The sequence below is a fragment of the Cobetia sp. 3AK genome (assembly GCF_029846335.1).
GTDB classification, from domain to species: Bacteria; Pseudomonadota; Gammaproteobacteria; order Pseudomonadales; family Halomonadaceae; genus Cobetia; species Cobetia marina.
In genome coordinates this window covers 266,890-292,387 of the sequence record NZ_JARWKR010000001.1, presented here as the reverse complement: position 1 = coordinate 292,387, position 25,498 = coordinate 266,890, and the positions used below count along the sequence as shown (strand labels likewise).

The window sequence follows — 25,498 nt, the reverse complement described above, 5'->3', positions numbered from 1 at the left end:
CACGAAAAAACCCGCCAATCGGCGGGTTTTTTCGTGGATGCCCTGATGGCGACAATCGTCATCTGCGCGTCAGCGCTGTGAGGTCAGACTGCCTGCGAGCCTTGAGATCAGTGCAGGCCGCCATCGCGGATCACGCCCACGCCGAGGCCCTCGATTTCCAGGCTGTCCGTGCGCAGATCCACCTTGATGGGAGCGAAGTCCTCGTTCTCGGCTTCCAGCCATACGTAATGGCCATCGCGACGGAAGCGCTTCACCGTCACTTCATCTCCCAGACGCGCCACCACGATCTGTCCGTCACGCACGCTGCTCGTGCGGTGCACGGCCAGCAGGTCACCTTCCAGAATGCCGACATCCTTCATCGAGACCCCGCGCACGCGCAGCAGATAGTCGGCGGCAGGCGAGAAGTAGTCACTGGGCAGCGGGCAATGGCGATCGATATGCTGGCTGGCCAGGATAGGGCTGCCAGCGGCCACTTCCCCGATGACCGGCAGGCCCTGCTCGCTATCCTCTTCCGCCTCTGCCAGAGACGGCACGCGGATGCCCCGCGAGGTGCCCGGCACCATCTCGATGGCTCCCTTGCGCTTCAGGGCACGCAGATGCTCTTCCGCGGCATTCGGTGAGCGAAAGCCCAGTGCCTGGGCGATTTCGGCACGCGTTGGCGGATAGCCTGAGGACTTGATGGTCTTGATGATGAAATCGAAGACATCCTGCTGGCGCGGAGTAAGCGGCTGAGTCATGGGCATTGCCTTTGGCCTGGGCGGCATCTGAGCTGACGGCACGGGGTGTGCATCCATACAACTGTCATTGTATCCAGTCATGGCGGTCATGCAAGGCATCGTGGGTGCTTTGGCAGCAACGTTGCCGGCATCTTCGTCGACATCGACATGCTGACGCGAGACAGCGGGTGTCCGGGACGCCCCATGACCATCCCGTCCCCGAATGTCCCGCGTGAATGCGCGTCCTGCCGGTCTTGGCTGTCGAGTGTTTGAAACAACCAGCAATTGCCAGTCATGGCATGGACAGCTAGAATTATCTTGTTTCAAACGAATGTTCGTCGGGCGCATCCGGCTACCGGTACACAGGCCCTGTGTGTCCTGTGCGTCTGTCCTGTGCTCGGGATACGGCTCGTGGCAGCCTCCGCCTCGGAGTCGCTGCCTGACACGCGGTGCGTGAAGACCGACATGTCGTTTGATTGACCTGCATGAGAAGAGTCGCCCCCCGGGCCACGGCCTTGCCGTTGTCCGGGGGGACAAGGACTCCCGTGCCCCCTCGTGATTGATCACCTGACAAGGCATCCGCCCATGGCCCAGACCGATACCGTTACCCGTATCCTCGATACCGCCGAGGTCCTGTTCGCCGAGCGAGGCTTCGCCGAAACCTCGCTGCGCAATATCACCAGCAAGGCCAAGGTCAACCTGGCGGCGGTCAATTATCACTTCGGCTCAAAGAAGTCATTGATCCAGGCAGTGTTCGCCCGCTATCTCGACCCCTTCAGCGAGCGTTTCCATGCGGCACTCGACAGTGTCGAGCAGCAGCATGCCGGTCGTCAGGTGCCGCTGGAAACGCTGCTGGAAGTGATGGCGCGCACGGTGCTTGAGGTGCCGGCCGAGCGCAACAGCCTGCGTACCTTCATGCGCCTGCTCGGGCTTGCCTATACCCAGGGGCAGGGCCACATGCGCCGCTACATTCGCGAGCATTACGGCACGGTCTTCAGCCGCTTCGCCGAGCTCCTGAAGCTTGCGACGCCGGACCTGCCAGACAACGAGCGCTTCTGGCGTCTGCACTTCATGCTCGGCAGCGTGATCTTCACCTTCTCGGGACTGGACGCACTGCGCGATATCGAAGAGGCCGAATACGGCCATCACACCAGTGTGCGCGAGCTGATCCAGCACATGCGTCCGGTGGTGGTGGCGGCGATGGCGGCTCCGCTGCCGGCCTCGCTCGGAGATGGTGAAGCGGTCACCCAGGCGGCCAGCTGATGGCTTGCTGGGTCTGCGTGGATCTCACCCGCCAGCGTCTCGAGATACGCAATGACGCGCCCAGTGGCAGTCGTGATGCGCCGCCCCCCGCGGCTGACCCTGACACGCTGGTGCATGCCTGTGCGATCTCCAGCGGCCTCAACGGTATCGGCGAGCTCGATGGCAGCGGTTGCACGCCGACCGGCTGGCATGTGGTTCGCGCCGCGATCGGGGAGGGCAATCCGCGTGGTGCCGTCTATCGTGGGCGGCGCTTCACGGGAGAGGTGTTCACGCCTCGACTGGCCGCCGAGCACCCCGAACGCGACTGGATCCTGACGCGTATCCTGTGGCTCAGCGGTCGTGAGCCCGGCATCAACCGTGGCCGCAACGCGGCGGGACAGCGCGTCGACAGCCTGCGGCGCTACATCTACTTCCATGGCACGCCGTCCAGCGAGCCGATGGGCACCCCGGCCTCCCATGGGTGCATTCGTCTGCGCGATGAGGATCTGCTGTGCCTTTACCGGCATGCGCCGGCCGGAACGCCAGTGCTGTTGCACGCCTGACGCTGCGTTGCCTGGCGGCTGGTGCTCGCGACTGTTCGAGTCGCGCTCAGTCGGCTAGAATTGCGCCTTTCCTCGCGCCGGCCGCCTGTCCTGAGGCTTGTCTTCCAGGCTGCCGAGCCCCGTAACGACATGAAACCCTGCCGTGCGTGCCATGCCTTGCAGCGCATGACACGGCCAGCAGGCCATGGACAGGAAGGATGTCATGACACAGCCATTGGGCTCCGTAATGCTCGACGTCGAGGGGCATACCCTCACGTCTGACGAACGTGAACTACTGGCACGCCCCGCCGTCGGCGGCGTCATCCTGTTTGCGCGCAACTGTGCTTCTCCCGAGCAGGTGCTGGCGCTGTGCGGTGAGATCCGCCGCGTCAATCCACATCTGTTGATCGCCATCGATCAGGAAGGCGGACGGGTGCAACGGCTGCGCGAAGGCGTGACCCGCCTGCCGCCGATGCGCGCCCTGGCACATTGCTGCCTGGGACGTGACTGTGACGGCTGCGGTGATGATGCCCAGTCGTCAGGGCTCGGGTTTGCCCGTGACGCCGGCTGGTTGCTGGGCATGGAGATGGCCGCCATTGGCTGCGACATCACCTTCGCGCCGGTATTGGATATCGATGTCGCGGGTTCCACCATCATCGGCGACCGCAGTTTCGGGACGACTCCCGAGGACGTGATTGCCGTCGGGACCGCCTTCATCGAGGGCCTGCGCGAAGCTGGTATGGCAGCGGTCGGCAAGCATTATCCCGGTCATGGTGGCATCGCGGCGGATACCCACCGCGAGCGCGTGATCGACCCCCGCCCCTTCCGCGAGCTGCGCGAGCATGATCTCAAGCCCTTCGCGGCGCTGGCGGATCGCCTGGGTGGCGTGATGCCGGCTCATGTCATCTATCCCGACTTCGATGCGCGCCCCGCCGGCTTCTCGCCAAGCTGGCTGGGACTGCTGCGTGAGGAGTTCGGTTTCAAGGGTGCCATCTTCTCCGATGACCTGGGCATGGCGGCTGCCGTGGCCGAGGGCGAGCCGGAAGTGCGCGCTCGTCTGGCACTGGATGCCGGCTGCGACATGGCGCTGGTGTGCAATGATCCCGCCGCCGCACGTGCCGTGCTCGACAGCCTCGATGGGGATGAGCAGCGCAATGCCGGCAAGCGTCAGGCGCGTCTGCGCTACGGGCGCGCCCGCCCGACGCTCGAGGGCCTTGCGGGGCTGTCTCGCTGGCGGCGTACCCATGCACGTCTCGAGGCGCTGGCGGCCAGTCAGCCGCTCGAGCAGGTGGCCATGCCATCGGGCTTGGCTGAATGAGCCAGCCTTGAGGGGCTTTTCCTCCAGACGTCACCCAAGGACTCCACATGGCTGAGAAATCCGCCACCGAGGCGGCTGCCGACAAGCTGGCGGCGCCTGCCGAAGAGATGATCAATCACTGGGTCGAGCCGCTGCGCAACTGGGTGGAGCAGACCTTCGGTCTGCCACTCTGGGGGATCAACCTCGCCCTGGTGCTGGTGGCCGTGGTCGTGCTGCATCTGAGCGAGCGCATTCTGCTCAGTCGCCTGGCCGTGCATGCCGAGAAGAGTCGCAACCTGTGGGATGACGCGCTGCTGCATGGGCTGCGCCATCCGCTGTCTCTGTGGCTCTACAGCATGGGGTCGCTGGTCGCGCTGGATATTCTTGCCCATCAGTTCGCGCCCGGCAGCCTGGAGGCCTATCTGGGCACGGTGCGCCAGATCATCACCCTGCTGGCGCTGGCCTGGGCGTTGATTCGCATGATCAAGCGCTTCGAGTCGCTGCGTACCACGCCACCGCCCGGCACCAACGTCAATGCGATGGATGCCACCACGGCCTCGGCGATCAGCAAACTGCTGCGTGCCGTCGTGATCGTGCTGGTGGGTCTGGCCATCCTGCAGAATCTCGGTGTGTCACTGTCCGGCGTGATGGCCTTCGGTGGGGTCGGCGGTATCGCGGTGGGCTTCGCCGCGCGTGATCTGCTGGCCAACTTCTTCGGTGCCCTGATGATCCATCTCGACCGCCCGTTCAAGGTCGGTGACTGGATTCGCTCGCCGGACCGCGAGATCGAGGGCACCGTCGAGGACATCGGCTGGCGGCTGACGCGCATCCGCACCTTCGACATGCGTCCGCTCTACATCCCCAACGCCATCTTCACCAGCATCGCGGTGGAGAATCCGTCACGGATGTACAACCGGCGCATCTTCGAGACCATCGGCTTGCGTTACGAAGATGCCACCCGGGTCGATGACATCATCATCGCGGTCCGCGAGATGGTGGAAGGGCATGACGAGATCGACCAGACGCGGACCCAGATCGTGAACTTCAACAGCTACGGTGAACACTCGCTGGACTTCTTCGTGTACGTCTTCACGCGCACCACCGACTGGGTGAAGTATCACGCCATCAAGCAGGATGTGCTGCTGCGCATCCATGACATCATCCGTGAGCACGATGCACGCGTGGCCCTGCCGGGGCAGCGCCTGCACTTCGCTGACGTGCTGTCCCTCGAGGGCGCTGCTCCTCAAGGCGACACGAATGCTGATCGCGAGTCGTCCTCGCGCCGACCGCAAGACGAACAGGACGGCAAGGCCGCTGAAGCCTCGCCGTCACACGCTGCGCAGAGCGGGTCCCGCCGTTCTGCTTCATCCTCCGCTGCTACATCCTCTGCCACGTCCGCCCGACGTGGAGATGAGGCCAGTGATACCCAGGAAACTCCCGATGCTGACTCCGACGCCTGACTCCCTGAGCGCCCTGCATGCCGAAATGCGAGACGTGATGGACAACGCCGACTGCCTGATTCCCCAGGCAGAGCTGGAGGTCGCACTCGATCGCATGGCCGGGGAGTTGACCCGCAGCCTTGGTGATCGCATGCCGATCTTCTACTGCGTGATGAATGGCGGCCTGATTACCGCAGGTCAGCTGTTGACCCGACTCAAGTTCCCGCTGGAAGTCGATTATCTGCACGCGACGCGTTACCGCGGTGCCATGCGCGGCGGCGAGCTGTTCTGGCGCGTCAATCCGGAACTGCCGATGGCCGGTCGTGACGTGGTCATCGTCGATGACATCCTCGATGAGGGTGGCACCCTGGCGGCCATCATCGAGTACTGCCGTGAAGCGGGTGCGCGCAGCGTGTCCAGCTGTGTGCTGGTGGACAAGAAGCACGATCGCAAGGCCTATCCGGGCTTCAAGGCCGACTTCTGTGGTCTGGATGTCGAGGACCGCTTCCTGTTCGGTTTCGGCATGGATTACAAGGGCTACTGGCGCAACGCGCCGGGCATCTACGCGCCCAAGGGGCTGTAACGTTCCTGAAGACGAGGCGGTTTCGTCGCGCTGCCGTCCTGTCTCACCATCGCAGCCACGCCTGCATGTGATCACCACCCGCCCGGGCCACCGCGGCGGGTGGTGTCGTTTTCGGGGCCTTTTCTCGTCTCTTGGCGCAGAGCGTGACGATTGTGCTTGTCGTTGTCGGTTGGCTCGGAGTAGCGTTCGCTCAGGGCCGAAGCGTTCGGCCCTTGAGAGATTCCTGCACATGGGTGGCGAGGAGACAGGGGATGCTGGCAGTCATCGGGGGGACCGGGTTCGGCCATTGGCCGGGTCTGGAGGTGCTCAAGCGGGGTGGTCAGGAAACTCCCTTGGGGGCGGCGTCCTGCGGGGTGGTGCAGGGGCGGCTCGGCGGCAGGTCGATCCTGTTTCTGGCGCGGCATGGTCAACCCCACAAGATGCCGCCGCACCGAATCAATTATCGCGCCAACCTGTGGGCGCTCAAGCAGGCCGGGGCGACTCACGTCGTTGGCGTCAACTGCGTGTCAGGTATCGACCCGACGCTGACGCCGGGCACGCTGGTGGTCCCGGATCAGTTGATCGATTACACGACGGGGCGCGAGGGCTCGTTCTTCGATGGCCGTTTCAAGCCGTTCCAGCATGTGGCATTCGCCTGGCCGTATCACCGTGTCTGGCGCGAGGAGCTGCATTCGGCGGCGTCTGACGCGGGACTGGTGATCCAGGCAGGCGGAGTGCTGGGCGTGGTGCAGGGGCCGAGACTGGAAACCGCGGCCGAGATTCGTCTGATGGCGCGCGATGGCAATACGTTGGTGGGCATGACGGGGATGCCCGAGGCCGTGCTGGCCCGTGAACTCGAGATGGAGTACGCCAGCCTGTGCCTGGTGATCAGTCACGCGGCCGGGGTCGGGGAGGAGGAGCCGACGAGGGCCGGAACGGAGTCGGTGATCGAGGCAGGCATGCCGCAGGTGCAGCGCTTGCTGGCGGCGCTGCTGGCACGCCATGCGTGAGGCGTTTGTCCCTGGGAGGTGAGGCGGTCTGACTGCCAGAAAAACGGCCTGCATCAGCGATGCAGGCCGTTTTCATGTTCTGCGCATTTTCACGTGCACAGAGGTGAGTGGGGGCGTCAGGCCGCCTGGGTCTTGGCGTTGAGCAGCTCAAGCAGGGATTCGCAGAAGCTGAAGCGCGCCTCGGCGTCTTCCATCTCGGTGGTGAAGCGCAGCGTGTCGGCACCTTCCAGCCTGTAGACATCGGGCTGGCGCTGGATGAGTGTCACCAGCGTCAAGGGATCGACAGGCGTCTGGGCGCCGAAGATGATGCGGCCGCGTGCGGCACCGGCTTCCAGCTTGACGATGCCCAGTGCCTGGGCGCGCTGGCGCAGCCGGGTCTGGCGGAACAGCGTCTTGACCGGCTCCGGCAACAGGCCGAAGCGGTCGATCATCTCGACCTGCAGTTCCCGGAGATCGCTGGCGTTCTCGGCGTTGCTGATGCGCTTGTACATCATCAGGCGCTGCTGGACATCGTGGAGGTAGTCACCCGGAATCAGCGCCGGCAGATTGAGTCCGACTTCCACGCCCTCATCCAGCGGCGATTCGATGTTGGGCGTCTTGCCGGCCTTGATGGCCTTCACGGCGCGATCCAGCATCTCCATGTACAGCGAGTAGCCGATGGTTTCCATCTGGCCGGACTGCTCATCACCCAACAGCTCGCCCGCGCCACGGATCTCCATGTCATGGGAGGCCAGGGTGAAGCCTGCCCCCAGGTCATGCGATTCGCTGATTGCCTCCAGACGCTTGACCGCATCGCGGGTCATGGCCTTGGGGTGCGGGGTCAGCAGGTAGGCGTAGGCCTGGTGATGCGAGCGCCCGACGCGCCCACGCAGCTGGTGCAGCTGCGCGAGGCCGAACTTGTCGGCGCGTTCGATGATGATGGTGTTGGCGCTCGGGACGTCGATGCCGGTCTCGATGATGGTCGAGCAGACCAGCACGTTGAAGCGCTTGTGGTAGAAGTCCGACATGCGCCGCTCCAGGCTACGCTCCGGCAGCTGCCCGTGGGCGACACCGACGATGGCCTCCGGCACCAGTTCCGCGATGCGTGCCGCGCTTTCCTCGATGGTCTTGACCTCATTGTGAAGCACGTAGACCTGTCCGCCGCGCAGCAGCTCACGCAGGATGGCTTCCTTGATCACGCCGTCGTTGCGCTGCTGGACGAAGGTCTTCACCGACAGGCGGCGCGCCGGTGGCGTGGCGATGATGGACAGGTCGCGAATGCCGCTCATCGCCATGTTGAGCGTGCGCGGAATCGGCGTGGCAGTCAGGGTCAGGATGTCCACTTCGGCACGCAGGCTCTTGAGTCGCTCCTTCTGGGAGACCCCGAAGCGGTGCTCCTCATCGATGACCAGCAGCCCCATGTTGGGCAATTCCAGCGACTTGGAGAGCAGCTTGTGGGTGCCGATCACGATATCCGCCTGCCCCTTGCGGATGCGCTCCAGTGACGCTTCCTGGCCCTTGCCGCTGGTGAAGCGCGACAGCAGGGCGATCTCCACCGCGGTGTCGGCGAAGCGATCGCGGAAGTTGTCATAATGCTGCTGGGCCAGCAGGGTGGTGGGCACCAGCACCACCACCTGACGGCCGGAGTTGACGGCCAGGAAGGCGGCGCGCATCGCGACCTCGGTCTTGCCGAAGCCGACATCGCCGCACACTACGCGATCCATCGGCTGAGGAGAGCACATGTCCTGGATCACCGCGCCGATGGTCTGCGCCTGGTCCGGTGTCTCCTCGAAGGGGAAGCTGGCCGCGAAGCGGGCGTAGTCCTCGGCGGGGAAGTCGCAGGCATGGCCGACACGCGCTTCGCGCCGTGCATAGACATCCAGCAGCTCGGCGGCGGTGTCGCGAATCTTCTCGGCCGCCTTGCGCTTGGCCTTCTCCCACTGCTCGGACCCCAGCTTGTGCAGCGGTGCCAGTTCATCGCTGGCGCCGGAATAGCGTGAGATCAGATGCAGGCTGTCCACCGGCACATAGAGCTTGGCGCCGTCGGCGTATTCAAGGGCGAGGAACTCGGCTTCCTGGCCGCCGGCATCGATGGTCTCGAGTCCCAGGTAGCGACCGACCCCGTGGGTGTGGTGTACCACCGGTGCGCCTTCGCGCAGCTCCGAGAGATGACGCACGGCCAGTTCGTTGTCATCGGTGGCACGCGCCTGACGACGGCTCTGGCGGACTACCTCGCCATAGAGCTCGGTCTCGGTGACGATGACCAGCCCCTTGGCGGCGTCTTCGCGCTCGGGGGAGGGCGCCTGGGAGGCCTGCTCACCCGCTACCCAGGCACCACGCGTCAGGCCGCCGACGGTCAGGCCGACCGCGGCGGGACTGTCGACGAAGTGCTGGAAGCTCGCGAAGTCCTCCAGGCTGCGTAGCCCGAAGCTGCGCAGCAGCGGAGCGAGCTGCTCCTCGACGACTTCCCGGCGACCCTGGGTCTCGGCGACGAACAGGATGCGCTGTGCGCTCTGGCCGTTGAGTCGCTGCTTGAGGAAGCTCGCCAGCGCCTGGGTGGGGTCGGCGCTGCGTGCATCGATGGCGAGGCTGGGCAGCGCCTGCTGGCCGAATTCGATGGTGTGCGCATTGGGCTCGCGCAGCAGTTCGATGCGCTCGTGCTGCTTGATCAACGCGAACAGTTCGTTGACCGGCACGAAGGCGCGATGCGGCGGCAGCAGCGGGCGCGTGGGGTCCACGCCGAGATTGGCGTAGCGCGTGGTGATGGCGTCCCAATGATGTTCGGCCGCTTCGCGAGCTCCCGGCAGCATGGCGATCCGCAGGTTGTCGCCCATGTGATCGAACAGCGTCGCGGTCTCCTCGAAGAACAGCGGCAGATACTGCTCGAGCCCCGGTGAGGGAATGCCCTTGATGGCATCGTTGTAGAGGATGCACTGGCGGGGGTCGACATCGAACAGTGTCTCGAAGCCCTCGCGGAAACAGGCGATGGCGCTGCGCGTCAGAGGATATTCGTGGGCGGGCAGGATCTCGATCGCCTCGACCTTGTCGCCGCTGCGCTGGGTGTCGGGGTCGAAGGCGCGCAGGGTGTCGATCTCGTCATCGAACAGATCGATGCGCAGCGGTTGCTCACTGCCCATCGGGAACAGGTCGATCAGCGCGCCGCGCAACGCATACTCACCGGGCTCGTAGACGGTCTCCACCGCACGGTATCCGGCACGTGAGAGGCGTGAGCGGAAATTCTCGCGGTCGAGGGTGTCTCCCCTGGCGAGACTGAAGACCTGGCCGGCGATGTAATCCGCCGGCGCCAGGCGCTGCATCAGGGTGTTGACCGGCACCGGCACGATGGCGCGGCGGCTGGCCTGCAGGGTGCGCAGCGTGCGCAGGCGCTCCGAGACGATGTCCTGGTGGGGCGAGAAACTGTCGTAGGGCAGTGTCTCCCAGTCAGGGAATGGCAGCAGGCGCTCCGGGTGGCGGGTATAGAAGTGCAGGTCCGCCTCCAGACGCTGGGCGCTGGCGGTGTCCGGCGTGATCACCATCAGTGGCGCTTCATCGGCGTCCGCCAGGCGCGCCAGCGCCAGGGCGGCAGCGCTGCCATCCTGCAGCGTCCAGTAGGTGGTCTCACGGGGAGAGCGTGGCAACGGGGGCGTCAGCGGAGTCTCGAACATGGGCTCTGGTGTCTTGTGTCCTGGGCTTGGGCGCACGGGAAGATTTACCGGCGGGAGGGGGGCTCCTCGCCAGTCACGCCAAACGGTGAAAGCCCGCGACGGCGCGAGCGATGGTGATGAAGGCGCAATGGTCGGCGCAGGGCGCTCCTCGTGGCAGCCAGCATGGAGGGGGCGTTCTGACGGCCCGCTCTGATGGTCGCAGATCCAACCCCTTGCCGTGACGGGGCTGCCGAGGCGGTGTCGTCAATGCCCTGCGCCTGATGATAGCAAGTCATTCCCTGTCATGGGGGCGAGGCGTGGCCTTTTCATCGGTGGCGAGGCCCGGAATCTCGCAAGAGCTTGTCCGGCGATCCTCCCCGGGATCCGGAAGGTGCTTCAGGAAGGGCTCTTGTAGTCAAATCGTTGATTCTGTAGCACTACTACCCTCCGTGCGACCATCCTTTCATTGTGACCCCGCCCCCCGTTACGCATACTCAGCTGGCCTTGTCCGACGCTGCAAGCTCGCTTGCCGCGTTCGCCTATCGTTCGCCAGTCAGAGGAATTCCTCCGTGAGCAAAGAGAATCTCGAAGCCTGTTTCAAGCAGTGGCAAGACAATGAAGCCCTCGCCGAACAGATGATCCCGCTGCTGGGTGACCTCTATCGTCGCTTCAATGTCGTGCCCTCCATCTATGGGCGTTCGCTGATCAACCGCTCCATGGTGCGTATCCTCAAGAACCACCGTTGGGTGCGCAAGGCGGAAGGGGTGGAGCTGTCCGTCGAGGACACCTTCCCGCTGGTGCGTGCCATGATCGAGCTGAATCTCGGGCCGGCCCATGTCGATATCGGCAAGCTGGCGGTGGCCTTCAAGCGCTCCGACGAGACGGACATCACTGCCTTCCTAAAACGCGAGCTTGCCGAGATCGTCGGTGGCTACGTCGAAGGCGGCATGGGCGGCGACCCGAAGGATGTCGTCCTGTATGGCTTCGGGCGTATCGGCCGCCTGCTGGCGCGCATCATGATCGAGAAGGCCGGTGGCGGTAATCTGCTGCGTCTGCGCGCCATCGTGGTGCGTGGCAGCAAGGAGGATCTGGAAAAGCGGGCCAGCCTCCTGCGTCGTGATTCCGTGCATGGTCCCTTCGAGGGCAGCATCACGGTCGATCAGGAGAATTCGGCGCTGATCGTCAATGGCAACTACATCAAGATCATCTACGCGAACTCGCCGTCCGAGATCGATTACACCGCGCACGGCATCGACAATGCCATCGTGGTCGACAATACCGGCAAGTGGCGCGACGAGGCCGGCCTGGGGCAGCACCTCGAGTGCAAGGGCGTGGCCAAGGTGCTGCTCACCGCTCCGGGCAAGGGCGATCTGAAGAACATCGTCTATGGCGTCAACCACACCGACATCCGTGACGATGATCGCATCATCTCCGCGGCGTCCTGCACCACCAACGCCATCGTGCCGGTACTGAAGGTGCTGCACGACGAATACGGCGTCAGTCAGGGGCATGTGGAGACGGTCCACTCCTATACCAACGACCAGAACCTGATCGACAACTTCCACAGCGGGGACCGTCGCGGTCGCGCGGCGGCACTCAACATGGTGCTGACCGAGACCGGTGCCGCCAAGGCCGTCGCCAAGGCGCTGCCGGAGCTTTCCGGCAAGCTGACCGGCAACGCGATCCGTGTGCCGACACCCAACGTCTCGATGGCGATTCTCAATCTGACGCTGGACACCGCAAGTGACGCCGAGCGCATGAATGACTTCCTGCGCACGGCCTCTCTGCACTCTTCACTGCAGAAGCAGATCGACTACGTCGATTCCTGTGAGGTGGTCTCTTCCGACTTCGTCGGCAACCGTCATTCCGGCATCGTCGATGGTCAGGCGACCATCGTCACCGACAAGCAGGCCGTCGTGTATGTGTGGTATGACAACGAGTTCGGTTACAGCTGCCAGGTCGTGCGTATCCTGCAGCACATGTCCAACGTGCGTTTCAGCTATTTCCCCACTCGCTGAGGCAATGGGTCGCGCCATGGTGTGATTCACGCACGGTGAGGAAAAAATGCCTGTCAATACAACGCCCCTGCCGTCCTCGATGGCAGGGGCGTTGGCGTGTTGAATGCCCTCACCACTTTAGTGTCGTATGGTCTTTCGGGGCTCGCATCTTTATAATGAGGCGGATTTTTTTGGGCCGGTCCAATCTCTGGGCTACACCTCCAACCGTCTGATAAGAAAAGCATTCACATCAACTGAAACGCGAATCTCGCGAGGTTGCCTGGCCGTATGTCGGCCTCGAGGCGTGTCATTGATGCGTGATCTTTCCTGAACAACATCAGATCCGACAATTGGGCGAGTCTATGATCGAAGTCAAACGTGGCCTGGATCTCCCCATCGCCGGGGCGCCGGAGCAGCGTATCGAGGATGCGCAGCCCGTTCGTCGCGTAGCGATCCTGGGTGTTGACTACGTCGGCATGAAGCCGACGATGGAAGTCCGTGAAGGGGACAAGGTGAAACTGGGGCAACTCCTGTTCACCGACAAGAAGACCCCGGGCGTCCGTTACACCGCGCCTGCTGCCGGGACCGTGGTCGAGATCAACCGTGGCGAGAAGCGCAAGCTTCTGTCCGTGGTCATCGAGACCGATGCGCAGGGCGAAGCGGTGGAATTCACCGCGCATGGCGAGGCGGCGCTGGCCGGTCTCGAGCGTCAGGTCGTGGTCGACCAGCTGGTCGACTCCGGTCTGTGGACGGCATTCCGTACCCGCCCGTTCTCGCGTGTGCCGGCACTGGATGCCACCCCGGCAGCCATCTTCGTCACCGCCATCGATACCCACCCGCTGGCCGCAGATCCGGCCGTGGTGCTCAAGGGGCAGGAAGTTGCGTTCCGTCAGGGTCTCGTCGCATTGACGCGTCTGACCGAAGGCAAGGTGTTCCTGTGCCAGGCACCGGGCGCGGATATCCCGGGCGGCGATGTGGCCGGCGTGGTCAGCGAGTCCTTCAAGGGCCCGCACCCGGCAGGTCTGCCGGGTACGCACATCCATCATCTCGCACCGGTCAGCCTGAAACGTCATGTCTGGCATGTCGGTTATCAGGATGTCGTCGCCATCGGTACCCTGCTGGCGGAAGGGCGTCTGGACACCACGCGTGTCATCGCCGTCGGTGGCCCGCGTGCCACCAAGCCCCGCCTGCTGCGTACCCGTCTGGGCGCGAGCACTGAAGAACTGCTCAAGGGGGAAGTCGAGCAGCCGGAAGATACCCGTGTGATCTCCGGTTCCGTGTTCTCCGGTCTGACCTGTGAAGGGGCGCTGCGTTTCGTCAGCCGCTATCACACTCAGGTGAGTCTGCTGGAAGAAGGCAACAAGCGTGCCTTCATGGGCTGGCTGTCCACCGGTGCCAATCGTCACTCGGTGCTGGGTATCTACCTGTCGAAGCTGACCGGTCTGCGTGACTATCGTCCCAACACCTCCACCAATGGCTCCGAGCGTGCCATGGTGCCGGTGGGGGCGTACGAGAAGGTCATGCCGCTGGACATTCTGCCGACGCAGCTGCTGCGCTCGCTGATCGTGGGTGATATCGAGACCGGCATGCAGCTTGGCTGCCTGGAGCTTGATGAAGAGGACCTCGCACTGTGCACCTATGTGTGCCCGGGCAAGTACGAGTACGGTCCCATCCTGCGTGACAACCTCACCACGATCGAGAAAGAGGTCTGATGATGGGTATTCGACAGACTCTGGATAACCTGGAGCCGCACTTCCACAAGGGTGGCAAGTACGAGAAGTTCTACGCGCTCTACGAAGCCGTGGACACGATTTTCTATGCGCCGGCGAGTGTCACGCGTACCACCGCGCACGTGCGTGATGGTATCGACCTGAAGCGCATCATGATCACGGTCTGGATGTGTACCTTCCCGGCCATGTTCTTCGGCATGTACAACGCCGGTCTGCAGGCCAACGAGGCCATCGCTGGCGGTTACAGTGCATTGGGCGGCTGGCGTGAAGCCATCGTCATGATGCTGGCGGGCAGCCATGATGCGGGCAGCGTGTGGGCCAACTTCATCCTGGGGGCCACCTACTTCCTGCCCATCTATCTGGTGACCTTCGCGGTCGGCGGCTTCTGGGAAGTGCTGTTCGCGATGCGTCGCGGTCACGAGGTCAACGAAGGCTTCTTCGTCACCTCCGTGCTCTTCGCGCTGACGCTGCCGGCCACCATCCCGCTGTGGCAGGTCGCGCTCGGCATCACCTTCGGTGTGGTGATCGGCAAGGAAGTCTTCGGCGGTACCGGCAAGAACTTCCTCAACCCGGCGCTGTCCGGTCGTGCCTTCCTGTACTTCGCCTATCCGGCCAGCATTTCCGGTGACGCGGTGTGGGTGCCGGCTGACGGCTATACCGGTGCGACCGCACTGTCCACCGCGGCACAGGACGGCATGAGCGCCCTGATGCAGCAGATGAGCTGGACCGATGCCTTCCTGGGCTTCATTCCGGGCTCGTTGGGTGAGGTATCGACGCTGGCCATCTTCCTCGGCGCGGCGGTACTGCTGTGGACGCGCATCGCCTCCTGGCGAATCATGCTGGGCGTGTTGCTGGGCATGGTCGCGACCTCGGCGCTGTTCAACGCCATCGGCAGTGACACCAATGCCATGTTCGCGATGCCGTGGTACTGGCATCTGGTCATCGGCGGCTTCGCCTTCGGCATGGTCTTCATGGCCACCGATCCGGTCTCGGCTTCCATGACCGACAAGGGCAAGCTGATCTTCGGTGCACTGATCGGCGTGATGACCGTGTTGATCCGTGTCGCCAACCCGGCCTTCCCGGAGGGCATCATGCTGGCGATCCTGTTCGCCAACCTGTTCGCCCCGCTGATCGACCACTTCGTCGTGCAGGCCAACATCAAGCGCCGCGTCAAGCGCGAGGCTGCCGGCATCGCGAACGAGGAGACCGCCTGACATGGCCAGCAACAATTCCATCAAGAAGACCCTCGGCGTCGCGCTCGGGCTGTGCATCGTCTGCTCGGTGGTGGTATCCACCGCAGCGGTCGTGCTGCGTCCGATGCAGATGACCAATGCCGAGCTGGACCGCAAGAGCAACATCCTCGCGGTCGCCGAGCTGCTGCAGCCGGGCGAGGATGTCGGCCAGCAGTTCCGTGACAAGGTCACCGCCAAGGTCGTCGACCTGAACAGCGGTGAGTACGTCGACGACATCGATCCGGAAAAGTACGACCAGGCCAAGATGTCCAAGGACCCGGCCACCTCACGTACCCTGTCCGGTGATGAGGATCTGCCGGGCATCAAGCGTCGTGAGCAGTACTCGGTGGTCTATCTGGTCGGTGATGTCGAGCAGCCGGACGAGATCATCGTCCCGGTGCGTGGCAACGGCCTGTGGTCGATGATGTACGGCTACCTGGCACTCAAGGGTGACGGCAACACCGTGGTGGGTCTGTCCTTCTATCAGCAGGGGGAAACTCCGGGGCTGGGCGGCGAAGTCGACAACCCGAAGTGGAAGGCCCAGTGGGATGGCAAGAAGATCTATCCCGAAGACAGCATGGACCCGGAAGTGCACCTGAAGAAGGGCGGTGTCAATCCGTCATCTCCGGATGCCAAGTACCAGGTTGATGCCCTGTCAGGTGCTACCCTCACCAGCAACGGCGTGACCAACCTGCTGCAGTTCTGGATGGGTGAGAATGGCTTCGCCAAGTACCTGACCCAGTTCCGCGACGTCAAAGGAGCGTAATGATGGCAGCCGAAACTCCTAAAGGTGTCCTGACGACGCCGATCTTCAAGAACAACCCCATCGCGCTGCAGATCCTCGGTATCTGCTCCGCGCTGGCGGTGACCAACTCGATGAACACCGCCCTGATCATGGGGATCGCGGTGTCACTGGTGACGGCGTTCTCCAGTCTGTTCATCTCGTTGATCCGCAATCACATCCCGTCGTCCATCCGCATCATCGTGCAGATGACGATCATCGCCTCGCTGGTCATCGTGGTCGATCAGTCGCTCAAGGCCTTCGCCTTCGAGACCTCCAAGCAGCTGTCGGTCTTCGTCGGTCTGATCATCACCAACTGCATCGTGATGGGCCGCGCGGAAGCCTACGCCATGCAGAATGGCCCGGCGATGAGCTTCATCGACGGTATCGGCAACGGTCTCGGCTACACCGTGATCCTGCTGGTGGTCGGCTTCGTGCGTGAGCTGTTCGGTTCCGGCTCCCTGTTCGGCGTGACCATCCTGCAGACCGTCAACGACGGTGGCTGGTACATCCCGAATGGTCTGATGCTGCTGCCGCCGTCCGCGTTTTTCGTCATCGGTCTGTTCATCTGGGTGCTGCGCAGCGTCTATCCGGAGCAGGTCGAGAAGGCGGAGTACAAGATTACCGCCAACACCAAGATCAAGGAGGCCGTGTAACATGTTCGAACACTACCTGAGCCTGTTCATCAAGGCCGTGTTCGTCGAGAACATGGCGCTGGCCTTCTTCCTGGGCATGTGCACCTTCCTGGCGGTGTCCAAGAAGATCCAGTCCGCGATCGGTCTGGGCGTGGCCGTCATCGTCGTGCTGGCGGTGACCGTCCCGGTCAACAACCTGATCCTGAACTATCTGCTGCGTGAAGGCGCGCTGACCTGGACCGGTCTGGAAGGTGCGGAAAGCATCGACCTGTCCTTCCTGGGTTACCTGTCCTACATCGGCGTCATCGCGGCGATCGTCCAGATCCTCGAGATGTTCCTCGACAAGTTCGTGCCGGCGCTCTACAACGCGCTGGGCGTGTTCTTGCCGCTGATCACGGTCAACTGCGCGATTCTCGGTGCGGCCCTGTTCATGGTGCAGCGTGACTACAGCTTCGGCGAGTCCGTGATCTATGGCGTGGGTGCCGGCTTCGGCTGGGCACTGGCGATCGCCGCACTGGCCGGTATCCGCGAGAAGCTCAAGTACTCTGACGTGCCGGCTGGCCTGCAGGGTCTCGGCATTACCTTCATTACCGTTGGCCTGATGTCGCTGGGCTTCATGTCCTTCTCCGGCGTCCAGCTGTAACGCAACCGAGCATAAGGAAATCGAAATGGTAGATACCTCCATCATCGTGCTCGGCGTCGTCATGTTCACTGTGGTCGTGATCGGCCTGGTGCTCGTGATTCTCGCGGCACGCAGCAAGCTGGTCTCGAGCGGTGACGTCCAGATCGAGATCAATGGCGACCCCGCCAACACCCTGACCACCCAGGCCGGCGGCAAGCTGCTGCAGACCCTGGCGGCCAATGGCATCTTCCTGTCCTCCGCCTGTGGTGGCGGGGGTTCCTGTGCCCAGTGCAAGTGTCGGATCGAGGAGGGCGGCGGCTCCATCCTGCCCACCGAGGAATCCCACTTCACCATGGGTGAGAAGAAGGAAGGCTGGCGCCTGTCATGCCAGGTCCCGGTCAAGCAGGACATGAAGATCGAAGTGCCGGAAGAGATCTTCGGTGTGAAGAAGTGGGAAACCACCGTGACCGCCAACCCGAACGTCGCGACCTTCATCAAGGAGCTGAACCTGCAGCTGCCGGAAGGCGAGGAAGTCAACTTCCGCGCCGGCGGTTACGTGCAGCTGGAAGCGCCGGCCTACGACATCAAGTTCTCCGACTTCGATATCGAAGAAGAGTATCGTGGTGACTGGGAGAAGTTCGGTCTGTTCAACGTTCAGCACAAGAACGAAGAGCCGGTCATCCGCGCCTACTCCATGGCGAACTATCCGGAAGAGTACGGCATCCTGAAGTTCAACATCCGTATCGCCACTCCGCCGCCGAATTCCCAGCATCCGCCGGGGCTGATGTCCACCTATGTCTTCTCGCTGAAGCCGGGTGACAAGGTGACCGTGATGGGGCCGTTCGGTGAGTTCTTCGCCAAGGATACCGACGCCGAGATGGTCTTCATCGGTGGCGGTGCCGGCATGGCGCCGATGCGCAGCCATATCTTCGATCAGCTCAAGCGTCTGAATTCCAAGCGCAAGATGTCGTTCTGGTACGGTGCGCGCTCAATGCGCGAGTCGTTCTACAACGAGGAATACGACCAGCTGGCCGAAGAGAACGAGAACTTCGAGTGGCACCTGGCGCTGTCTGATCCGCAGCCTGAGGACAACTGGGAAGGCCCGACGGGCTTCATCCACAACGTCCTGTACGAAAACTACCTCAAGGACCACCCGGCCCCTGAGGACTGCGAGTACTACATGTGCGGGCCGCCCATGATGAACGCCGCCGTCGTCAAGATGCTGACCGACATGGGTGTGGAGCCGGAGAACATCCTGCTCGATGACTTCGGTGGTTGATCGATGATGTCACGCGTCGCAAGACGACTGGCAGGGCCGGCCCTCATGGGGCTGGCCCTGCTGGTTGCAGGCTGTGAAAATTCCAGCAACCCTGAGTTGCATCGCTTTGCCGGTCCCATCTTCGGCACCGGATTCCATGTCACGGTGGCAGGGGATCTGGATGTCGATGAGGTGGCGTCACTCAAGCAGGCGAGCGTCGAGGCGCTGGACAAGGTCGACTGGCAGATGTCGACCTACAAGGACACCTCGGAGCTCTCGAAGCTCAATCAGGCACCGCTGGATACGCCGATCACGCTGTCGGATGGCCTGGCGCAGGTGCTGGCCGAATCGCAGGATATCGGCAGGCGCTCCGAGGGTGCCTTTGACATCACCGTCGGCCCGGCCGTCAATCTGTGGGGCTTTGGCCCGGATGAGCGTCTCGACAAGGCACCGAGTGATGCACAGATCGCGCAGGCGCTCGAGAAGGTCGATCATCTGGCGCTGGAGCTCGATGGCAATACGGTGATCAAGCGCAAGCCGGTGTATGCCGACCTGTCGGGGATCGCCAAGGGCTATGGGGTGGATCGAGTCGCCGATGTGCTCGAGGCCAATGGCATTGAGAACTATCTGGTCGAGGTCGGTGGCGAGATCCGCGTCAAGGGTGAGAAGCCCGGCCACAAGCCGTGGCGTATCGCCATCGAAGCGCCGAAGTCCTTCGAGCGTTCCGTGCAGCGGATCATCGACCCCGGCAATGCTGCCGTGGCGACTTCCGGTGACTACCGCAACTATTTCGAGCAGGACGGCGTACGTTACTCACACACGATCGATCCGCGTACCGGTCGTCCCATTCAGCACTCCCTGGCATCGGTGACGGTCATCACGCCAGATTGTGCGAGTGCGGACGCCTGGGCCACGGCACTCAACGTGCTTGGCGCCGAGAAGGCAATGGCCATCGCAAGACGCGAGAACATTGCCGCCTATTTCATTGTCAAAACGGATGATGGCTTCAAGCAGTCCTGGAGTCCGGCATTCGCGCCCTATCTGAAGGACGCGCCGGCGACAGGCGACACGAAGCCCGCAGGGGAATCCAGCGTCTGAGTCTGTCTGCCGTCAGGCAGACGGGGAGGACGTGATCCGCTGCCACCTGTCGTGACACGCCCCTGACCGGGCCTGCCACTCACGATGCATCGGCACCCTCCCGTCAGGGCGGGTACCGATGTGGCGGTCGAGTCGGGTCGGTCACAGTGGGCCAACATGGGGCCATGCCCCGGGAGAAATGACATGACTATCTGGTTACTGGTGTTCGCCGCCATGCTGCTGTTGATCGGCGCGATGGCTGTCGGGGTGTTGATGGGGCGCAAGCCGATCGCCGGCTCCTGCGGCGGCCTCAACAACCTCGGGCTCAAGGATGGCTGTGATATCTGTGGCGGCAAGGATGACGAGTGCGAGAAGGAGCAGGAGCGCCAGCGTCTGATGGCCGAGAGCGGCGGCAAGCCGGCCAGTGATCTGGCCTACGAAGCCCCGCGTCGCTGATTTCTGCTCTGATGACTCAGAGCCCGCCGGCCGCAAGGCCAGCCGCCGGCCCTGGCATGCCATTCTCTCCCTGAGCAGAGTGTGGCGTGTCAGGGCCGGCCTACGAACAACCAAGGAGCAAAGCGAGTCTCATGGCAGTCTACAACTACGATGTGGTCGTGATCGGTACCGGTCCGGCAGGGGAGAGCGCGGCGGTCAATGCGGCCAAGCATGGCAAGCGAGTGGCCGTGATCGAGGCCCAGTCCTCCGTGGGCGGCAACTGCACCCACAAGGGCACCATCCCCTCCAAGGCCCTGCGTCACGCGGTCAAGCAGATCATCGAGTTCAACACCAATCGCATGTTCCGCGACATCGGTGAGCCGCGCTGGTTCTCCTTCCCCAAGGTGCTGGAACGTTCGCGTCGTACCATCGAGCAGCAGGTCGAGATGCGCACGCGCTTCTATGCTCGCAATCGCATCGACGTGTTCTTCGGTACCGCGCGCTTCAAGGACGAGCACACCGTGCTGGTGCGTGATGCCCATGAAGGGACCGAGGAGCTGCACGCGGAGAAGGTCGTGATCGCCACCGGGTCGCGCCCCTACCGCCCGGCAGACGTCAATTTCCGCCACCCGCGTATCTATTGCTCCGATACCATCCTGGGTCTGTCGCACACGCCGCGCACGTTGATCATCTACGGTGCCGGTGTCATCGGGTCCGAGTACGCCTCCATCTTCTCGGGGCTGGGCGTCAAGGTGGACCTGATCGATACCCGTGATCGTCTGTTGTCATTCCTGGACAACGAGATTTCCGACGCGCTGTCCTACCACCTGCGCAACAACGGCGTGCTGGTGCGCCACAATGAGGAATACGAGCGCATCGAGGGCGATGAGTCCGGTGTGGTCGTGCACCTCAAGTCCGGCAAGAAGCTGCGTGCGGACGCCTTCCTGTGGGCCAATGGGCGCACCGGCAACACCGACAGCCTCGGCCTCGAGAACATCGGTCTGCAGGCCAATGGCCGTGGTCAGCTGACGGTCGATGATCAGTACCGCACCGAGCTGGACCACGTCTATGCCGTGGGCGATGTCATCGGCTGGCCGAGCCTGGCCTCTGCTGCCTATGATCAGGGTCGCTTCGCCTCGGCCAATCTGCTGGGCGAGGAGTTCAAGTTCGTCAATGAGGTGCCGACCGGCATCTACACCATCCCCGAGATCAGCTCGGTGGGGCGTGGCGAGAGCGAACTGACCGAAGCGCGCATTCCCTACGAAGTGGGGCAGGCCTTCTTCAAGGACACCGCACGCGCCCAGATCACCGGCGACACCGTCGGCATGCTCAAGATCCTGTTCCATCGCGACACGCTGGAAATCCTCGGCATCCACTGCTTCGGTGATCAGGCATCCGAGATCGTGCACATCGGTCAGGCCATCATGCAGCAGCAAGGTGAGGCGAATACGCTCAAGTACTTCGTCAACACCACCTTCAACTACCCGACCATGGCGGAAGCCTATCGGGTCGCTGCCATGAACGGGCTGAATCGTCTGTTCTGATTACGCTGCGCTTGAAAGCGGTTCACAAGGCCTCGACATCTCTGGTGTCGAGGCCTTGTCGTATCCGGGGCTCTCGCAGGGACCTTTCCATTGACGAACCTTGAGGGCAATGACGCATGCAGCAGCATGATTGCGGGGAAAGCGGCACGCAGGAAAACAGCTCGCAGGCAAGCGACACTCGGCAGCCAAGCAATCATTCACGCAGGGCGCTGCAGGATGATCCGACCACGGACCTGACCCTGAGGCTGGGGCATGAGGAGCTGGTCATCCACCGCCGTTACGAGCTGGCCAGCATCATCAACGAGCTGGTGCTGGGTCTGTTGTTCACCATCGGCAGCGTGTGCTTCTTCTGGGATGAGTGGATGACGCTGGGGATCTGGCTGTTCGTGATCGGCTCGCTGCAGCTGACGCTCAAGCCGTTGATCCGCCTGGCGCGCCGCATGCACCTCAAGCGCCTGCCGGAATCAGGGCTGGATCTCTAGCAGGCGACTTCACAGTCTCTCTGTCTCACTGGCTCTCCGGCTCTAGAGATCAGCGATAGCGATGCACGCGCAGGCTCTTGAGAAAGGGCGTGTCCTCGATGCGCACATCTCCGCGTCTGGCGCGTGTGCGCTGTGCGGGCGGAGTCGGTGAGGGTTGGTTGAGCGCCGGTAGGCGCAGGTCATCGTGGGGCAGGAACAGCGGTAGCGAGACGTTCATCGCGCGGCGAGTGCGCAGCTCGCCATCCTCGCGCAAGACCGGCTCACGATAGAAGAGATTGGCGCGCATCAGCGGCGCCTGAGGCTGGATGCGTGCCAGTATCTCGTCAGAGGGCAGGCCCGCCAGCAGTCTGAGCTGCAGGCGCACGTGATCGGCCTCGGTATCCAGTTTCATCAGCATCGCCTCGCACTCCGGCACACTGACGCGCTGAATGGAGCGTCCGGAGCTGTACCAGGCGAAACGCACTCGCGCCACCGCTGCTTCCGCGACCGGTACGCGCCGCCAGCATTGCTTTAGATGCAGACGAGCGAGGCCATCGCCCTTCAGGTGCTGGTTGAGGCCGGGGTGGCGGAAGGGCAGGATGGCCTTGAGCTCCGCGAGTTGGTCGGGATACGCCTCACGCAGTTCGGCAAACAGTCCCGCCAGATGCTCCTTGGCCAGATTGAGGGCGCAGACCGCCTGGATCACCTGCGGGCCTGCCGCCACCACGCCCAGATAGGGGCGGGTGACACGCCCATCCTGCCCATCCTGATACCACACATCCTGCAGCGCGAGCCGTAGCCAATCGAGATCGGCATGGCCGCCATCCAGCCGCCACAGCGGCGAATTCTCCTCCGCGACGGCAGTGATGACCTGTTCGGCTGCGCTGATCTGTTCATCGAAGGCCGCCTCTATTCTGGCCATCAGCTGATATTCGGGCATGGTCCGCGTCCTGGTTGGCGCTTGAGGGATACACTCTTTTTATCGCGTTATCCTGTTTAGCGCAGCCTGGCGGGAAAGACAAGCGTGCGGATACGACACGAGGCGCCCCGCAGGGCGCCTCGTGGCATGGCTGGCATCTCCCGAGCGGGAAGCGTTGTCAAGAAACATGCGGCTTCCTCAGGAGCTGATCGCGACCTTGCGTCTAGCGATCGCGATAGCGTTCGGTGAGATCCCCATAGGCATCGATGCGGCGGTCACGCAGATAGGGCCAGATGCGGCGCACGTCCTCGCCACGCGCCAGATCCACCTCGACCAGCAACTCCTCGGGCTCGGTGCCGCCATGCGCCAGCAGTTCGCCCTGGGGTCCGCACACGAAGCTGCCCCCCCAGAACTGGATGCCTTCGCTGGCAGGCGTCGGGTCCGCTTCATGGCCGACCCGATTGGCGACGATCACCGGCACGCCATTGGCGACGCCGTGGCTGCGCTGGATCAGGGTCCAGGCATCCTTCTGGCGCGTCTGCTCGGCTTCATCATCGCGCGGGTCCCAGCCGATGGCGGTGGGATAGAGCAGCATCTCGGCACCGGCCAGTGCCATCAGTCGCGCGCCTTCCGGGTACCACTGATCCCAGCAGACCTGCACGCCCAGGCGGCCCACCGAGGTATCGATGGGCTCGAAACCGCGGCGCGGCGACTGTGCGCTGGGCGCATCGCCCGGCGTGAAGTAGAACTTCTCGTAGAAGCCGGGATCATCCGGGATGTGCATCTTGCGGAAGGTGCCGACCAGGCCATCGGCCTTGTCGAGCACCACGGCGGTATTGTGATATACGCCCGCCGCGCGGCGCTCGAAGATGGAGCCGACGATGACCAGACCGAGTTCAGCGGCCAGACCGGCCAGGCGCTGGGTGGTCGGACCCTCGAGGGGTTCGGCGAGATCGAAGATCGCGGTGTCTTCCGTCTGGCAGAAATAGTGGCTGGCATGCAGCTCCTGCAGCATCACCAGCTCAGCACCGCCGGCTGCCAGGCGGCGGATGGCCGCCTCGCTGGCCGCCAGGCTCGTATCCTTGTCGGGCCAGCCCTGCTGCTGGACGACACCGACCTTGAGTGTACGGCGGGAAGTGGTCATCACAGTGCTCCTTGAGTGAGGTTCGAGGTGGCCAGGGTGCCCTTGGGCAGTTGCATGGTCATGCAGTGCAGACTGCCATGCTGGCGAATCACGGCGCGGCAGTCGACCGGGATGATGTCACGTCCCGGGAAGGCGCCCGCCAGGGCCTTGAGCGCGATCATGTCGTGACGATCGGCATAGGTCGGCACCAGCACCGCGCCGTTGATGATCAGGAAGTTGGCATAGGTCGCCGGCAGGCGATGGCCGTCTTCGGGATCGAAGCAGGCATCCGGCCATGGCAGCGGTACCAGGAAGTACGGATCGCCATTGGCATCCAGCATGTCTTCCAGCTCGGCTTCCATCGCCTTGAGCGCCGGGTAGTGCGGGTCGTCGCGATCATCGCAACGCACGTAGGCGATGGTACGCGGGTCGCAGAAGCGCGCCAGGGTGTCGACATGACTGTCGGTGTCATCGCCTTCCAGATGGCCATTGGCCAGCCACAGGATGCGTGAGACACCGAAATCAGCCGTGAGCTGTGCCTCGACCTGCTCGCGGCTCAGCCCGGCATTGCGATTGTCGTTGAGCAGGCAGGCCTCGGTGGTCAACAGTGTCCCCAGGCCATCCGTCTCGATGCCGCCGCCTTCCAGAATGAAATCGCGACTTTCCACCGGGCTTGCATAGACCCCTTGAGCGGCCAGCGCTCGGGTCAGGGCGTTGTCACGAGCGGCTTCGAACTTGCCGCCCCAGCCGGTGAAGGTGTAGTCGAGCAGTACCGGCTGGCCATCACGTTCGACGGTGATGGGGCCGTGGTCACGCGTCCAGGTGTCATCCAGCGGCGCCACATGCAGATGCAGACGCTCGGCCGGCACGCCGAAACCGGCGAAGCGTGACGTGAGGCGCTCGCGGGTGGCCTCGTCACTGACGCTGATCAGCACGTGCTGATACCGGCTGATGGCGATCACCATGGCCTCGCAGGTGGCTTCGATGCTCTCGAGCATCTCGTTCCAGTCGCTGTGGGGGCTGGGCCAGCTGAGCTGGATGGCATCCTGCGGGTGCCATTCGGCAAGCAGACGGGTGGCCATGGGCATCTCCCTGATGAAGAAGTGACGGTAATGCCGCGATACCGCGGACTCGGCGCGCGATGATAGCAGAGCCATGCGTCGACGCTAGCCCCTGCGTGCGTCATATGGCCAGACACTCGAGACTGGCGGTTCATGCTGTTCTCATGCGAGGGCTGGCAAACTGGGCGCGAT

22 protein-coding genes are annotated in these 25,498 nt (G+C 63.4%); 17 read left to right on the top strand and 5 right to left on the bottom strand.

The features are described 5' to 3' along the window. Positions 1-107: 107 nt before the first annotated feature. Positions 108-737, bottom strand: coding sequence for a transcriptional repressor LexA (gene lexA / locus QD228_RS01250; protein WP_077371975.1), 630 nt, complete (start codon positions 735-737; stop codon positions 108-110). A 564-nt stretch (positions 738-1,301) separates the two neighbouring features. Here lexA and QD228_RS01245 point away from each other — a divergent pair. The 6 genes from QD228_RS01245 (at position 1,302) to QD228_RS01220 (ending at position 6,808) form a co-directional block, all read left to right on the top strand. Then, positions 1,302-1,979 carry a TetR/AcrR family transcriptional regulator gene (locus QD228_RS01245; RefSeq protein WP_077371978.1) on the top strand — a complete coding sequence of 226 codons (678 nt, stop codon included), beginning with the start codon at positions 1,302-1,304 and terminating at the stop codon, positions 1,977-1,979. Beyond that, positions 1,979-2,521 (top strand): L,D-transpeptidase, encoded by a 543-nt coding sequence (locus QD228_RS01240; protein ID WP_279874178.1) that lies wholly within the window; start codon positions 1,979-1,981, stop codon positions 2,519-2,521. The genes QD228_RS01245 and QD228_RS01240 overlap by 1 nt, the downstream gene beginning before the upstream one ends. A 202-nt stretch (positions 2,522-2,723) precedes the next feature. After that, complete coding sequence (nagZ, locus tag QD228_RS01235) at positions 2,724-3,818, top strand: beta-N-acetylhexosaminidase (protein ID WP_279874177.1); 1,095 nt, start codon at positions 2,724-2,726, stop codon at positions 3,816-3,818. Between the two features lie 47 nt (positions 3,819-3,865). Continuing rightward, a complete protein-coding gene (locus tag QD228_RS01230; protein WP_279874175.1) occupies positions 3,866-5,257 on the top strand; it encodes a mechanosensitive ion channel family protein in 1,392 nt (463 codons plus the stop codon). Continuing rightward, positions 5,238-5,819 (top strand): hypoxanthine-guanine phosphoribosyltransferase, encoded by a 582-nt coding sequence (locus QD228_RS01225; protein ID WP_077371987.1) that lies wholly within the window; start codon positions 5,238-5,240, stop codon positions 5,817-5,819. The genes QD228_RS01230 and QD228_RS01225 overlap by 20 nt, the downstream gene beginning before the upstream one ends. Before the next feature lie 251 nt (positions 5,820-6,070). Continuing rightward, positions 6,071-6,808 carry an S-methyl-5'-thioinosine phosphorylase gene (locus QD228_RS01220; protein ID WP_279874173.1) on the top strand — a complete coding sequence of 246 codons (738 nt, stop codon included), beginning with the start codon at positions 6,071-6,073 and terminating at the stop codon, positions 6,806-6,808. 116 nt (positions 6,809-6,924) lie between these two features. Here QD228_RS01220 and mfd read toward each other — a convergent pair whose 3' ends face one another. Then, positions 6,925-10,452, bottom strand: coding sequence for a transcription-repair coupling factor (gene mfd, locus QD228_RS01215; protein WP_136938277.1), 3,528 nt, complete (start codon positions 10,450-10,452; stop codon positions 6,925-6,927). 548 nt (positions 10,453-11,000) lie between these two features. On the opposite strand from mfd, the gene QD228_RS01210 reads away from it, so the two are divergent. From QD228_RS01210 to QD228_RS01160, 11 genes are all read left to right on the top strand, one after another. After that, positions 11,001-12,449, top strand: coding sequence for a glyceraldehyde-3-phosphate dehydrogenase (locus QD228_RS01210; RefSeq protein WP_077371996.1), 1,449 nt, complete (start codon positions 11,001-11,003; stop codon positions 12,447-12,449). 341 nt (positions 12,450-12,790) lie between these two features. Then, positions 12,791-14,140 (top strand): Na(+)-translocating NADH-quinone reductase subunit A, encoded by a 1,350-nt coding sequence (locus QD228_RS01205; RefSeq protein ID WP_084209148.1) that lies wholly within the window; start codon positions 12,791-12,793, stop codon positions 14,138-14,140. After that, the gene (locus tag QD228_RS01200) at positions 14,140-15,372 is read left to right on the top strand and encodes an NADH:ubiquinone reductase (Na(+)-transporting) subunit B (RefSeq protein ID WP_077372002.1); all 1,233 of its coding nucleotides are present in this window, start codon (positions 14,140-14,142) and stop codon (positions 15,370-15,372) included. Before QD228_RS01205 ends, QD228_RS01200 begins: the two co-directional genes overlap by 1 nt. Position 15,373: 1 nt before the next feature. Continuing rightward, complete coding sequence (locus QD228_RS01195; protein ID WP_077372005.1) at positions 15,374-16,156, top strand: Na(+)-translocating NADH-quinone reductase subunit C; 783 nt, start codon at positions 15,374-15,376, stop codon at positions 16,154-16,156. Between the two features lie 2 nt (positions 16,157-16,158). Continuing rightward, positions 16,159-16,827: an NADH:ubiquinone reductase (Na(+)-transporting) subunit D gene (locus QD228_RS01190; RefSeq protein ID WP_077372008.1), complete on the top strand. Its 669-nt coding sequence runs from the start codon at positions 16,159-16,161 to the stop codon at positions 16,825-16,827. A 1-nt stretch (position 16,828) separates the two neighbouring features. Continuing rightward, positions 16,829-17,449 carry an NADH:ubiquinone reductase (Na(+)-transporting) subunit E gene (gene nqrE / locus QD228_RS01185; RefSeq protein ID WP_077372011.1) on the top strand — a complete coding sequence of 207 codons (621 nt, stop codon included), beginning with the start codon at positions 16,829-16,831 and terminating at the stop codon, positions 17,447-17,449. 25 nt (positions 17,450-17,474) lie between these two features. After that, positions 17,475-18,707 carry an NADH:ubiquinone reductase (Na(+)-transporting) subunit F gene (nqrF, locus tag QD228_RS01180; protein WP_077372013.1) on the top strand — a complete coding sequence of 411 codons (1,233 nt, stop codon included), beginning with the start codon at positions 17,475-17,477 and terminating at the stop codon, positions 18,705-18,707. Between the two features lie 3 nt (positions 18,708-18,710). Next, on the top strand, positions 18,711-19,784 hold the full coding sequence (locus QD228_RS01175; RefSeq protein ID WP_240499576.1) for an FAD:protein FMN transferase: 1,074 nt from the start codon (positions 18,711-18,713) through the stop codon (positions 19,782-19,784). A 183-nt stretch (positions 19,785-19,967) separates the two neighbouring features. Next, positions 19,968-20,219 carry a (Na+)-NQR maturation NqrM gene (gene nqrM / locus QD228_RS01170; RefSeq protein ID WP_077372016.1) on the top strand — a complete coding sequence of 84 codons (252 nt, stop codon included), beginning with the start codon at positions 19,968-19,970 and terminating at the stop codon, positions 20,217-20,219. A 131-nt stretch (positions 20,220-20,350) separates the two neighbouring features. After that, on the top strand, positions 20,351-21,742 hold the full coding sequence (gene sthA / locus QD228_RS01165) for a Si-specific NAD(P)(+) transhydrogenase (protein WP_077372019.1): 1,392 nt from the start codon (positions 20,351-20,353) through the stop codon (positions 21,740-21,742). A gap of 116 nt (positions 21,743-21,858) precedes the next feature. Next, positions 21,859-22,224, top strand: coding sequence for a YrhK family protein (locus tag QD228_RS01160; RefSeq protein WP_279874169.1), 366 nt, complete (start codon positions 21,859-21,861; stop codon positions 22,222-22,224). Between the two features lie 49 nt (positions 22,225-22,273). On the opposite strand, the gene QD228_RS01155 is transcribed toward QD228_RS01160, so the two are convergent. The 3 genes from QD228_RS01155 to QD228_RS01145 form a co-directional block, all read right to left on the bottom strand. After that, complete coding sequence (locus QD228_RS01155; RefSeq protein WP_279855122.1) at positions 22,274-23,143, bottom strand: DNA replication terminus site-binding protein; 870 nt, start codon at positions 23,141-23,143, stop codon at positions 22,274-22,276. 202 nt (positions 23,144-23,345) lie between these two features. Further along, positions 23,346-24,266 (bottom strand): carbon-nitrogen hydrolase, encoded by a 921-nt coding sequence (locus QD228_RS01150; RefSeq protein WP_176502781.1) that lies wholly within the window; start codon positions 24,264-24,266, stop codon positions 23,346-23,348. Next, positions 24,266-25,327, bottom strand: a complete 1,062-nt coding sequence (locus tag QD228_RS01145; protein WP_279874167.1) for an agmatine deiminase family protein — start codon at positions 25,325-25,327, stop codon at positions 24,266-24,268. The genes QD228_RS01150 and QD228_RS01145 overlap by 1 nt, the downstream gene beginning before the upstream one ends. Positions 25,328-25,498 lie beyond the last annotated feature (171 nt).

Excerpts from the sequence above, each read along its gene's own strand:
- lexA (WP_077371975.1), bottom strand. The coding sequence starts at position 737 with ATGACTCAGCCGCTTACTCCGCGCCAGCAGGATGTCTTCGATTTCATC.
- QD228_RS01245 (WP_077371978.1), top strand. The coding sequence starts at position 1,302 with ATGGCCCAGACCGATACCGTTACCCGTATCCTCGATACCGCCGAGGTC.
- QD228_RS01240 (WP_279874178.1), top strand. The coding sequence starts at position 1,979 with ATGGCTTGCTGGGTCTGCGTGGATCTCACCCGCCAGCGTCTCGAGATA.
- nagZ (WP_279874177.1), top strand. The coding sequence starts at position 2,724 with ATGACACAGCCATTGGGCTCCGTAATGCTCGACGTCGAGGGGCATACC.
- QD228_RS01230 (WP_279874175.1), top strand. The coding sequence starts at position 3,866 with ATGGCTGAGAAATCCGCCACCGAGGCGGCTGCCGACAAGCTGGCGGCG.
- QD228_RS01225 (WP_077371987.1), top strand. The coding sequence starts at position 5,238 with ATGCTGACTCCGACGCCTGACTCCCTGAGCGCCCTGCATGCCGAAATG.
- QD228_RS01220 (WP_279874173.1), top strand. The coding sequence starts at position 6,071 with ATGCTGGCAGTCATCGGGGGGACCGGGTTCGGCCATTGGCCGGGTCTG.
- mfd (WP_136938277.1), bottom strand. The coding sequence starts at position 10,452 with ATGTTCGAGACTCCGCTGACGCCCCCGTTGCCACGCTCTCCCCGTGAG.
- QD228_RS01205 (WP_084209148.1), top strand. The coding sequence starts at position 12,791 with ATGATCGAAGTCAAACGTGGCCTGGATCTCCCCATCGCCGGGGCGCCG.
- QD228_RS01200 (WP_077372002.1), top strand. The coding sequence starts at position 14,140 with ATGATGGGTATTCGACAGACTCTGGATAACCTGGAGCCGCACTTCCAC.
- QD228_RS01195 (WP_077372005.1), top strand. The coding sequence starts at position 15,374 with ATGGCCAGCAACAATTCCATCAAGAAGACCCTCGGCGTCGCGCTCGGG.
- QD228_RS01190 (WP_077372008.1), top strand. The coding sequence starts at position 16,159 with ATGGCAGCCGAAACTCCTAAAGGTGTCCTGACGACGCCGATCTTCAAG.
- nqrE (WP_077372011.1), top strand. The coding sequence starts at position 16,829 with ATGTTCGAACACTACCTGAGCCTGTTCATCAAGGCCGTGTTCGTCGAG.
- nqrF (WP_077372013.1), top strand. The coding sequence starts at position 17,475 with ATGGTAGATACCTCCATCATCGTGCTCGGCGTCGTCATGTTCACTGTG.
- QD228_RS01175 (WP_240499576.1), top strand. The coding sequence starts at position 18,711 with ATGATGTCACGCGTCGCAAGACGACTGGCAGGGCCGGCCCTCATGGGG.
- nqrM (WP_077372016.1), top strand. The coding sequence starts at position 19,968 with ATGACTATCTGGTTACTGGTGTTCGCCGCCATGCTGCTGTTGATCGGC.
- sthA (WP_077372019.1), top strand. The coding sequence starts at position 20,351 with ATGGCAGTCTACAACTACGATGTGGTCGTGATCGGTACCGGTCCGGCA.
- QD228_RS01160 (WP_279874169.1), top strand. The coding sequence starts at position 21,859 with ATGCAGCAGCATGATTGCGGGGAAAGCGGCACGCAGGAAAACAGCTCG.
- QD228_RS01155 (WP_279855122.1), bottom strand. The coding sequence starts at position 23,143 with ATGCCCGAATATCAGCTGATGGCCAGAATAGAGGCGGCCTTCGATGAA.
- QD228_RS01150 (WP_176502781.1), bottom strand. The coding sequence starts at position 24,266 with ATGACCACTTCCCGCCGTACACTCAAGGTCGGTGTCGTCCAGCAGCAG.
- QD228_RS01145 (WP_279874167.1), bottom strand. The coding sequence starts at position 25,327 with ATGGCCACCCGTCTGCTTGCCGAATGGCACCCGCAGGATGCCATCCAG.